The organism is Kitasatospora sp. NPDC093558, assembly GCF_040683475.1.
Lineage (GTDB): Bacteria > Actinomycetota > Actinomycetes > Streptomycetales > Streptomycetaceae > Kitasatospora.
Genome location: NZ_JBFBDY010000208.1, coordinates 1 through 10,484 on the forward strand (window position 1 = coordinate 1; position 10,484 = coordinate 10,484).

A 10,484-nucleotide genomic window follows, 5' to 3' on the forward strand; every position below is an offset into this window, starting at 1 on the left:
GCCGGGTCTTCAGCCCGCCGGGCCCCGCTACGGTGTTGCCGTGCATCGGGTCGCACAGCCACACCACCGGGTGCCCGGCGCCGCGCACGGCCGCCACCAGGTCGGGCAGCCGCTCGGCGACCTGGCCGGCGCCTATCCGGGAGATCAGCACCAGGCGGCCCGCGCGGCGGTCCGGGTCGAGCCGCTCGCAGACCGCGAGGAGCCGGTCCGCCGCCAGGCCGGGACCGACCTTGACGCCGACCGGGTTGGCGACACCGGCCAGGAAGCGCACGTGGGCGTCGTCCGCCCCGGCGGTGCGGGCGCCGATCCACGGCAGGTGGGTGGAGGTGAGGTACCACTCGTCGGTCTGCGGGTCCCGGCGGACGAAGGCCTCCTCGTAGTCGAGGACGAGCGCCTCGTGGCTCGTCCACAGGGCCGGTCCGCCCGGCCCGGGCAGCAGGGCGCCGCGCGGGGCGGCGCCGCGGGCCGCAGCCTCGCGGAGCAGGCCGACGGTGGCGAGGGAGTGCTCGTAGCCGCGCACCAGGCGCATCGGGTCGGGCCGGCGGGCCTGCGCCAGCGGCTCGGTGGAGTTCACCAGGAAGCCGCGGAACACCGGGAGTTCGAGCCCGCCGACGCGTTCGGTGTCGTTGGAGCGTGGCTTGCCGTACTGCCCGGCGATCCGGCCGACCGGGATCACCGGCAGGCCGGTGGCCCCGGACAGCAGCTCGGCCGCGCCGCCCACCAGGCGGACGGCGGCGGCGATGCTGTCGTGGTCGTGCTCGTCCAGGGTCTCCGCGCAGTCGCCGGCCTGCACGACCTGCGCCTCGCCGCGGGCGACCCGGGCCAGGGCCCGGCGCAGCGCGGCCACCTCGGCCGGGCCGGCCAGGCCGCGCCCGCCGGCCAGCCAGCCCGTCACCTGGCGCAGCAGGCGCGGCTCCGGCCACCGCGGCTGCTGGTGGACGGGCCGCTCGCGCCAGTCGGCGTGGGACCACGGCAGCCAGTCGGCGTCCTCCCAGGCGAGTGAGCGGGGGGAGCGTTCTTCGAGAACGATGGGCATTACCTGACCTCCTCGGGTCGTCGGGTGTGCGGGGCGGTGGGGACGGCGGGCGGCAGGACGGCGAACATCTCCTCGCCGAACATCTCCTCGCCGAACGGGTCTCCGTCGAACGGGTCGTCGCTGAACGGGTCCTCGACCACCGGCGGTTCGGCGCTGCGCTCGGACACGACGGCCCACGTGAGCACGCCGCCGGGCACGGCCCGCACCCGGACGGTGGCGACGGGGGCCGGGCAGCCGGCCGGCTGCGCGAGGAAGCCCCGCGGGTGCGGCCGCAGCCGCAGCGAGCGCAGGCCCGGCAGGGCGGGCCCGGTGTGGAGGCCGCCGGCCCGCTCCCGGAGCAGGACGTCGATCGCCTTGTAGGCGGACTCCTTCGCCGAGAACGCCGCCAGCAGCCGTCGGGCGTCCGCGCCGGGGCGCCCAGCGCGGAGCCGGTCGAGCTCGTCGCGGCTCAGCACCAAGTGCGCGGCGGACAGCGGCAGTTCGCCCAGCTCCAGGTCCACGCCCACCGCGCGGTAGCGGTCGCGCCGCCCCGCGACGGCGACCGCGAGACCGCCCGAGTGGCTGACCGAGCCGACGTACCCGGCCGGAAGCCTGGGCGGCCCGCCCGTCCCGGCCAGGCCCGGTGCGTCGGCGCCCGCCGCGCCCAGCGCCGAGCGCAGCGCCCGCCGTCCGGCGAGGAACTCGGCCGCGCGGTGCGGCGCCATCGTGTCCGCCGTGCGCCGCTCCACGTAGGGCGGGCGGCCGGGGCCGTCGGCGACGGACGCGAGGCGGAACTCCAGTCCGTCCTCGGCCGGTCCGGAGCGGCCGGTCGCCAGCTCTCCCAGCACGTGGACGGCGCGCGCCGGGCGGGTGCGGCACTCGGCCGCGGAGGATCTGGTGCGGGTCGGTACGGGCATCGGACACCGTCTTCCACTGCGGGCGGCCCCCGTGCCGCCTCCGTGGAGCGAAAGAGGACGGCCGGGCCGCGATGCAATCCCGCGGCCGGGCACGGACGGCCGCCGGAAACCGCCGGGGGGTCCGCGGGATTGCCGCGCCCGTGCGGCGCCTCTTCCGGAAGGACAGACCCGCCCGGCCCCGCGGTCCGTTCCGCGCGACCCGGCCGGCGGGCCGGATCCTGACCGACGTCACCTGTGAGGCGATCCATGACCGCACCAGCCCCGACCAGCCCGCCCGTCCCGCGCCTGCGGTGGGTGACCCCCGGCGGGATCCACATCACCCGCACGGTGGAGGACGTGGCGCCGGACCGCGCGCTGGCCGAGCTGGAGACCACGCTCGACCGCCGCCGCGGCCTGCTGCTGTCCGGCCGCTGCCCGCAGCCCGGCCGCTACCGCGTGCACGACCTCGGCTACGCGGACCCGCCGGTCGAACTGGTCGGCCGCGGCCGGCGGCTGGAGCTTCGCGCGCTCAACGAGCGCGGGCGGGTGCTGTTCCCGGTGCTGCGGCCCGTCGTCCTGGCGGCGCTGCCGGCCGGGGCCGTGGTGACCGCGAACGAGCCCGGGCTGCTCGCGCTGACCGTCCCCGGGCCGCCGGCCGGCCTGCGCGCGGAGGAGGAACGCACCAGGCTGCCCTCGGTGTTCACCGTGCTGCGCGCCGTCGTCGCCGCGCTGCGCAGCCCGCAGGACCACCTCCTCGGCCTGTACGGCGCGTTCGGCTACGACCTGGTGCGGCAGTTCGAGCCGTTCCCCGAGCACCAGCCGCGCGACCGGGAGGACCGCGACCTGGTGCTGCACCTGCCCGACCGGATCCTGGAGATCGACCCGGAGCGCGGCCTGGCCCGCGTGCACCGCTACGACTTCGCCGCCGCCGGCGCGGACACCGCGGGCCTGCCGCGCCGCACCCCCGACGCGCGGGCCGTGCCGGGCCGGGTGCCCGCCTCGGCGCGCGACCACGCGCCCGGCGAGTACGCCGAGCTGGTCCGCACGGCGAAGCACCGTTTCCGGGCCGGCGAGCTCTTCGAGGTGGTGCCCGGCCAGTCGTTCCACCGCCCGCTGCCGGCCGCGCCCTCCGCCCTGTTCCGGCGGCTGCGCCGGCTCAACCCGGCGCCGTACGGGCTGCTGGCCAACCTCGGCGAGGGCGAGTTCCTGGCCGGGGCGTCGCCGGAGATGTTCGTCCGGGTCCGCCCGGCGGGCGCTGACGGCGCTGGCGGCGCTGGCGGTGCGGCGACGGTCGAGTCCTGCCCGATCAGCGGCACCGTGGCGCGCGGCCGGGACGCCCTGGAGGACGCCGCGCGGATCCGCGAACTGCTCGGCTCGGCGAAGGAGGAGTCCGAGCTGACCATGTGCACGGACGTGGACCGCAACGACAAGGCACGGGTCTGCGAGCCCGGCAGCGTCCAGGTCCTCGCCCGGCGCACCATCGAGCTCTACTCGACCCTGATCCACACCGTCGACCACGTCCGCGGCCGGCTGCGCCCCGACCGGGACGCCCTGGACGCCTTCCTCACCCACCTGTGGGCCGTCACCGTGACCGGCGCCCCCAAGCGCGCCGCCATGGAGTTCATCGAGCGGCACGAGCGCGCGCCGCGGCGCTGGTACGGCGGCGCGGTCGGGCGGATCGGCTTCGACGGGGGCCTGGAGACGGCGCTCACCCTGCGGACCGTCCAGATCAGGGACGGCGTGGCGACCGTCCGGGCCGGGGCGACGCTGCTGTACGACTCGGTGCCCGAGGCGGAGGAGCGCGAGACCGAGCTCAAGGCGATGGCGCTGCTCGACGCGGTGGAGCAGGTCGGCGCGGTGGAGGAGGCCGACGCCGTCGAGCGGGACGAGCCGTCGGGCCGTACCGGCGACCGGCCGCGCGTCCTGCTCGTCGACCACCAGGACTCCTTCGTCCACACCCTCGCCGACTACCTCCGCCAGGCCGGCGCCGAGGTGACCACCCACCGGGCCGGCTTCCCGCCGCGGCTGCTCGACGAGCTGCGCCCCGACCTGCTGGTGCTCTCGCCCGGCCCCGGCCGCCCGGCCGACTTCGGCATGGACGACCTGCTGGCCCTGGCCGTCCGGCGCGGACTGCCGGTGTTCGGGGTCTGCCTCGGACTCCAGGGGATCGTCGAGCACTTCGGCGGCGCGCTCGGCACCCTGCCCGTCCCGGTGCACGGCAAGCCGTCCGGAATCGAGCTGGTGGACGGCGGCGGCCGGCTGCTCGACGGGCTGCCGCCGGCCTTCGAGGTCGGCCGCTACCACTCGCTGTTCGCCGACCCGGCGCGCCTGCCCGCGGAGCTGGCGGTGACCGCCCGCACCGCGGACGGCGTGGTCATGGCCGTCGAACACCGCACCCTGCCCGTCGCGGCCGTGCAGTTCCACCCCGAGTCGATCATGACCCAGCAGGGCGGCTGCGGACTGGCCGTCATCCGCAACGCGGTGGCCCGGCTCCGGCCGGCGGCCCCCGTCCCGTACCCGGCGTCCGCCCTCGCGGCCGTCCCGCAGCAGGAGGCGGTCCGATGACCTCGCACGACCTCACCCCCGCGGACGACGGCGCGGCGCCGCGGCGTCCCGTCCCGCTGCCGCGCAGCCTCGCCGGCCGGCTCCCGGCCGGCTCCGCCCGCCGCACCGCCCGGCTCCTCGCGCTGCCCGCCGGCCACCTCGGCCGGTCCGCGCTGCGCACCGGCCGACGCCTGCTCGGCGGACCGGCCGCCGGACTCACCGAGGAGATCCAGCGCCGCACGGCCGAGCAGCTGTTCGCGACCCTCGGCGAACTCAAGGGCGGCGCGATGAAGTTCGGCCAGCTGCTCTCGGTCTTCGAGGCCGCCCTGCCGCCGGACCTCGTCGCCCCCTACCGGTCCGCGCTGACCCGGCTCCAGGACGCGGCCCCGGCCCTGCCCGTCGCCGTCGTCCACCGGGTGCTGGCCGCCGAGCTCGGCGACTCCTGGCGCGCGTCCTTCCGCGAGTTCGACGACCGGCCGGCCGCCGCCGCGTCCATCGGCCAGGTGCACCGCGCGGTCTGGCGCGACGGCCGGCCCGTCGCGGTCAAGGTCCAGTACCCGGGCGCCCGCGAGGCGCTGCTCGGCGACTACGCCCAACTCTCCCGCCTGATCCGGCTGTTCGCCGTGTTCACCCCGGCCCTGGAGCTCGGCCCGATGCTCGCCGAACTGCGCGAGCGCATCACCGAGGAGCTCGACTACGAGCGGGAGGCGGCCGCCCAGCGGGCCTTCGCCGACGCCTACCGCGACGACCCGGACATCCACGTCCCGGACGTCGTCGCCGGCACCGCGAAGGTCCTGGTCACCGACTGGCTGCCGGGCACGCCCCTGGCCCGGGTGATCGCCGACGGCACCCAGGAGGAGCGGGACGCGGCCGGGCTGCGCTTCATCCGCTTCCTGCTCTCCGGCCCGGCCCGCGCCGGCCGGCTGCACGCCGACCCGCACCCGGGCAACTTCCGGATGCTGCCCGACGGGCGGCTCGGCGTGCTCGACTTCGGCGCGGTCAAGGACCTGCCCGACGGCTTCCCCCGGCTGCTCGGCACCCTCCAGCGCCTCGCCCACGCGGGCGACCACGCCGCCGCGCTGCGGCTGCTGCGGGCGGAGGGCTTCCTGACCGGCGAGGACCCCGCCGACCTCGCGGCGGTGGCGGCCTTCCTCACCCCGCTGGCCCTGCCCTCCGCCACCCCCACCTACCGCTTCACCCGGGCGTGGCTGCGCGAACAGCTCGACCAGACCACCGGCGCCGCCAACCGCCGCCTCCTGCGCCGGCTCAACCTGCCGCCCGCCTACGTCCTCGTCAACCGGGTGGTGTCGGCGGGCAGCGCGGTGCTCTGCCAGCTGGAGTGCGAGGTCCCGTACCGCGCCGAGGCCGTCCGCTGGCTGCCGGGCTTCGCGCCGCCGCACGCGCTGCCGGCCGGGCGGGCCTGAGGGGAGGACGGTCCCGGGTTTTAATCCGGTGGGCGAACGGCTCGGTCCGGGTACGGTGGGGCCGGTGTGGCCAACCGGATTGCGGTGTACGGGCGGTGGCCTTTGGAAGCGATGGTGTGGAGGGTGTCGGCGTGGTGAGTGGGACGGGGCCTGCGGAGCTGCTTGAGGAGTACCGGGCGCAGGGGGCCGCCGAGGCGGCGGACGTCGAGCGGGCGCGGGGGCTGCTCGGGGCTGCCGACGCGTGGGACCGGGCGACACCGCTGCACTTCACGGCGTCCGCGCTGATCGTGCACCCGGAGAGCGGACGGGTGCTGCTGCGGTGGCACGTGCGCCAGCAGGCGTGGCTCCACGTGGGCGGGCACGGCGACCCCGGGGAGACCGAGGCGCTCGCGGTCGCGCTGCGCGAGGGGCGGGAGGAGACCGGGCTGACGGATCTCGCGCCCTGGCCCGACGCGGCGCTCGTGCACGTCGCCGTGGTGCCGGTGCCCGCCTCGCCCCGCGAGCCGGCCCACGAGCACGCCGACCTCCGCTTCCTGCTGGCCACCGCGACGCCCGACGCCGTACGGCCGGAGAACCCGCAGTCGCCGCTGGAGTGGCTCTCGGTGGCCGAGGCCGGGCAGCGCACCACGGAGGAGAACTTCCGGGAGACGATCGCCCGCGCGGGGCGGCTACTGGCGGCCCGGCGGCGGTAAATCGGGTGGCGGGCCCGGGAGAAGCCGGTAGCGTCGGGCGTCCGGCCATACACGTGAGGTGGATCAGTGGACCAGACGCTCAAGGGCCAGACGCTCGTCTTCGACGCCGACGACACGCTCTGGGAGAACAACGTCCTCTTCGAGCGGGTCGTCGACGGCTTCGTCGGCTGGGTGGCCGCCCCCGGGGACGAGCACCGGACGCGGTCCCTGCTCGACGGGATCGAGGCGCGGAACGTGGTCGCGCACGGGTACGGCGCGGACGTGTTCCGGCTGAGCCTGCGCGAGTGCCTCCAGGAGGTCCACGGCCGCGTGCCGACGGACGAGGACGACGCCCGGATCGTCGAGCTGCTCCGGCCGCTGACGGACCGGCAGGTCGAGGTGATCGAGGGCGTCGCCGAGACGCTCGCCGCGCTCGCCCCGCACCACGAGCTGCTGATGCTCACCAAGGGCGCCGTGGACGAGCAACAGTGGAAGGTCGACGCCTCCGGCCTCGCCCACCACTTCCGGAGCGTCCACATCGTGCCGGAGAAGAACGAGGACACCTACCGGCAGCTCACCGCCGAACTCGGCCTGGACGCCGACCGGACCTGGATGATCGGCAACTCGCCCAAGTCCGACATCCTGCCCGCCGTCCGCGCCGGGCTGAAGGCCGTCTACATCCCGCACGAGCACACCTGGGTGCTGGAGCACGAGGAGCTCGGACCCGACGACGCGACGCTGCAACTGGCCCGGTTCGACGAGCTGTTGAAGCACTTCTGACGCGACGCGAAGACACCGGGGCGGCCCTCCTGACACCAGGGGGGCCGTCCCATTTCCGTTCTGCAGGAGCCCGGTAGGGGGGTCGGCGCGGCCGGATAGGGGTTCATCGCTGTGTCGGGGCCGTCGGCTCTCCGGATTCAATGCTGCGCGTGATGGCGCGGAACGGACACGAGGAGACGGGCAGTTGAGGACAGCGACGGAGGAGTGGATGCGCCGGTTCCACCCGGCCGACGGGGCCGCCGCCCGACTGGTGTGCTTCCCGCACGCGGGCGGATCGGCGCCGTACTTCTACCACGTCGGGCGGATGCTCGCCCCCGGTCTCGACGTCCTGGCGGTGCAGTACCCGGGCCGGCAGGAGCGCCGGCACGAGCCGGTGATCGAGTCCGTGCCCGAGCTCGCCGACCGGGTGGTCGCCGAGCTGCGCCCCTGGCTGGACCGGCCGTTCGCGCTGTTCGGGCACAGCCTCGGCGCCGTCCTCGCCTACGAGGTGGCGCGCCGGCTGGAGGCGGAGGGCCGCCGGCCGCTCGGGCTGCTGGCCTCCGGGCACCGGGCGCCGCACGTCGAACGGCACGACACCGCGCACCTGCTGGACGACGACGGGCTGATCGCCGAGCTGCGCCGGCTCAGCGGGACGGACGACGCGCTGCTGGACGACGACGAACTGCTGCGGCTCGTGCTGCCGTGCGTGCGCGGCGACTACAAGGCGGCGGAGACGTACGCCTACCGCCCCGGGCCGCCGCTGTCCTGCCCGGTCGTGGGGCTCACCGGCGACGCGGACCCGCTGGTCCCGGTGGCCGAGGCGCGCGGCTGGGCGGAGCACACGACCGGAGGGTTCGAGCTGGACGTGCTCCCCGGCGGCCACTTCTACCTCAACGACCACGTGCCGGCCTTGGTGGAGCGGATCCGCGGGTTCGTCGCGCGGGAGCTGGCGGGCGTCCACGCCTGAGCGCACCTTCCGGGACGTCACGCCCCAGGACACCGCACACACAAGGGAGTTCACATGTATCGCACCATGTTCAAGTCGAAGATCCACCGCGCCACCGTGACCCAGGCCGACCTCCACTACGTCGGCTCCGTCACCATCGACGCCGACCTCCTGGACGCCGCCGACCTCCTGCCCGGCGAGAAGGTCGACATCGTCGACATCGACAACGGCAACCGCCTGTCCACCTACGTCATCGAAGGCCCCCGCGGCACCGGCGTCATCGGCATCAACGGCGCCGCCGCCCGCCTCATCAGCCCCGGCGACCTCGTCATCATCATCGCCTACGCGACGGTGACCGACGCCGAGGCGGCCGACGTCCGGCCGCACGTCGTCTTCGTCGACCGCACCAACCGGATCGTCCACCAGGGCAGCGACCCGGCCGACGTCCCGGCCGGCAGCGGCCTCCTGCGCGGCGACGTCCTGGTCGGGTGAGCCCGGTGGTCCTGCCTGTCGAGGCCGAGCGGGGGCGGGCGCTGACCGCGCACTGGGGGCCCTGGCTGCGGCGCTACCACGGGCCGCCGGTGCGGCCGGGGGCCACGCTGGTCTGCTTCCCGCACGCGGGCGGGGCGGCGAGCTTCTTCCGCGGCCACTCGGAGGCGCTGTCCGGCCGGTTCGACGTGCTCGCGGTGCAGTACCCGGGCCGCCAGGACCGGTACGGGGAGCGCTGCCCGGAGACGGTCGCCGAGCTCGCCGACGGGATCGCGGGCGCGGTGACGGAGGCGGTGACGGGCGGCGGCCCGCTGGCGTTCTTCGGGCACAGCCTGGGCGCCGTCCTCGCCTTCGAGACGGCGCTGCGGCTGGAGTCGCACCGGTCAGGGCCCGCGCCGAGCCTGCTGTTCGCCTCCGCCCGGCGCGCGCCCGGGCTGCACCGGGCGGACCGCTCGCCCGACGGAACCGGGCCCCGCGAGCTCCACCGGCTCGACGACCACGAGCTGGCGCAGGAGCTGCGGCGCCTCGGCGGCACCGACGAACGGCTGCTGGCCGACCCCAGGCTGTTCGCGAAGGTGGCGCCCGCGATCCGCGCCGACTTCGCCGCGTCGGAGACCTACCGCGCGGAGGACGACAGCCGCCTGCGCTGCCGGATCGTCGCGATGGTCGGCGACCGGGACCCGCGGGTCGGCCTCGAACAGGCCGCGGCCTGGCGCGACCACACCACCGGCGCCTTCGACCTCCGGGTCTTCCCGGGCGGCCACTTCTACCTGACCGAGCACGAACGAGAGGTCCTGTCGACCCTCTCCGTGCAGCTGGACCGGGCCGACGAAGCGGCCTGAGCACCTCGACACCCCACGTTGCGGAACCCCACGTTACGGAGAAACCTGCCATGTCCCGCCGTCTGTTCACCTCGGAGTCCGTGACCGAGGGACACCCGGACAAGATCGCCGACCAGATCAGCGACGCGATCCTCGACGCCCTCCTCCGCGAGGACCCGGCCTCCCGGGTCGCCGTGGAGACGCTGATCACCACCGGCCAGGTCCACGTGGCCGGCGAGGTGACGACGAAGGCGTACGCGCCGATCGCCCAGCTCGTCCGGGACAAGATCCTGGAGATCGGCTACGACAGCTCGGCCAAGGGCTTCGACGGCGCCTCCTGCGGCGTGTCGGTGTCCATCGGCGCGCAGTCGCCCGACATCGCGCAGGGCGTCGACACCGCTCACGAGCACCGTGTCGAGGGCGACGTCGAGGACGAGCTGGACCGGCAGGGCGCCGGCGACCAGGGCCTGATGTTCGGCTACGCCTCGGACGAGACCCCCGAGCTCATGCCGCTGCCGATCACCCTCGCCCACCGGCTCTCCGCCCGGCTGACGCAGGTCCGCAAGGACGGCACCGTCCCCTACCTGCGCCCGGACGGCAAGACCCAGGTCACCATCGAGTACGACGGCGACAAGGCCGTCCGCCTCGACACCGTGGTCGTCTCCACCCAGCACGCCGCCGACATCGACCTCGACTCGCTGCTGGCCCCGGACATCCGCGAGTTCGTCGTGGAGCCGGTGCTCGCGGATCTGGACCTCGACACCTCGGACTACCGCCTGCTGGTCAACCCGACCGGCCGCTTCGAGATCGGCGGCCCGATGGGCGACGCCGGGCTGACCGGCCGCAAGATCATCATCGACACGTACGGCGGCATGGCCCGCCACGGCGGCGGCGCCTTCTCGGGCATGGACCCGTCCAA

Annotated in this window: 10 protein-coding genes; 8 read left to right on the forward strand and 2 right to left on the reverse strand. The window is 75.6% G+C overall.

The features are described from left to right. On the reverse strand, window positions 1–1,036 hold a 1,036-nt coding region (locus tag AB0O00_RS20100; protein ID WP_363653601.1), incomplete at its 3' end, for a 3-deoxy-7-phosphoheptulonate synthase. Further along, the gene (locus AB0O00_RS20105) at window positions 1,036–1,932 is read right to left on the reverse strand and encodes a 4'-phosphopantetheinyl transferase superfamily protein (protein ID WP_363653603.1); all 897 of its coding nucleotides are present in this window, start codon (window positions 1,930–1,932) and stop codon (window positions 1,036–1,038) included. The genes AB0O00_RS20100 and AB0O00_RS20105, both read right to left, overlap by 1 nt. Before the next feature lie 246 nt (window positions 1,933–2,178). Here AB0O00_RS20105 and AB0O00_RS20110 point away from each other — a divergent pair, with 246 nt between their 5' ends. From AB0O00_RS20110 to metK, 8 genes are all read left to right on the forward strand, one after another. After that, a complete protein-coding gene (locus AB0O00_RS20110; protein ID WP_363653605.1) occupies window positions 2,179–4,476 on the forward strand; it encodes an anthranilate synthase component I in 2,298 nt (765 codons plus the stop codon). After that, entirely contained in the window at window positions 4,473–5,879 is a 1,407-nt protein-coding gene (locus AB0O00_RS20115) for an AarF/ABC1/UbiB kinase family protein (protein ID WP_363653607.1), read from the forward strand. The genes AB0O00_RS20110 and AB0O00_RS20115 overlap by 4 nt, the downstream gene beginning before the upstream one ends. Before the next feature lie 131 nt (window positions 5,880–6,010). After that, entirely contained in the window at window positions 6,011–6,571 is a 561-nt protein-coding gene (locus AB0O00_RS20120) for an NUDIX domain-containing protein (RefSeq protein WP_363653610.1), read from the forward strand. A gap of 66 nt (window positions 6,572–6,637) precedes the next feature. Beyond that, complete coding sequence (locus tag AB0O00_RS20125) at window positions 6,638–7,330, forward strand: HAD family hydrolase (protein ID WP_363653612.1); 693 nt, start codon at window positions 6,638–6,640, stop codon at window positions 7,328–7,330. 208 nt (window positions 7,331–7,538) lie between these two features. Continuing rightward, complete coding sequence (locus AB0O00_RS20130) at window positions 7,539–8,276, forward strand: alpha/beta fold hydrolase (RefSeq protein WP_363653621.1); 738 nt, start codon at window positions 7,539–7,541, stop codon at window positions 8,274–8,276. A 54-nt stretch (window positions 8,277–8,330) separates the two neighbouring features. Beyond that, on the forward strand, window positions 8,331–8,747 hold the full coding sequence (gene panD / locus AB0O00_RS20135; protein WP_363653614.1) for an aspartate 1-decarboxylase: 417 nt from the start codon (window positions 8,331–8,333) through the stop codon (window positions 8,745–8,747). A 5-nt stretch (window positions 8,748–8,752) separates the two neighbouring features. Then, window positions 8,753–9,586, forward strand: coding sequence for an alpha/beta fold hydrolase (locus tag AB0O00_RS20140; protein ID WP_363653617.1), 834 nt, complete (start codon window positions 8,753–8,755; stop codon window positions 9,584–9,586). A 50-nt stretch (window positions 9,587–9,636) separates the two neighbouring features. Next, window positions 9,637–10,484 (forward strand): methionine adenosyltransferase (gene metK / locus AB0O00_RS20145; RefSeq protein ID WP_363653619.1); only part of this gene is annotated, 848 nt, incomplete at its 3' end.

Coding starts and splice junctions, on each gene's coding strand:
- panD (WP_363653614.1), top strand. CDS start 8,331: ATGTATCGCACCATGTTCAAGTCGAAGATCCACCGCGCCACCGTGACC.
- AB0O00_RS20105 (WP_363653603.1), bottom strand. CDS start 1,932: ATGCCCGTACCGACCCGCACCAGATCCTCCGCGGCCGAGTGCCGCACC.
- AB0O00_RS20115 (WP_363653607.1), top strand. CDS start 4,473: ATGACCTCGCACGACCTCACCCCCGCGGACGACGGCGCGGCGCCGCGG.
- AB0O00_RS20130 (WP_363653621.1), top strand. CDS start 7,539: ATGCGCCGGTTCCACCCGGCCGACGGGGCCGCCGCCCGACTGGTGTGC.
- AB0O00_RS20110 (WP_363653605.1), top strand. CDS start 2,179: ATGACCGCACCAGCCCCGACCAGCCCGCCCGTCCCGCGCCTGCGGTGG.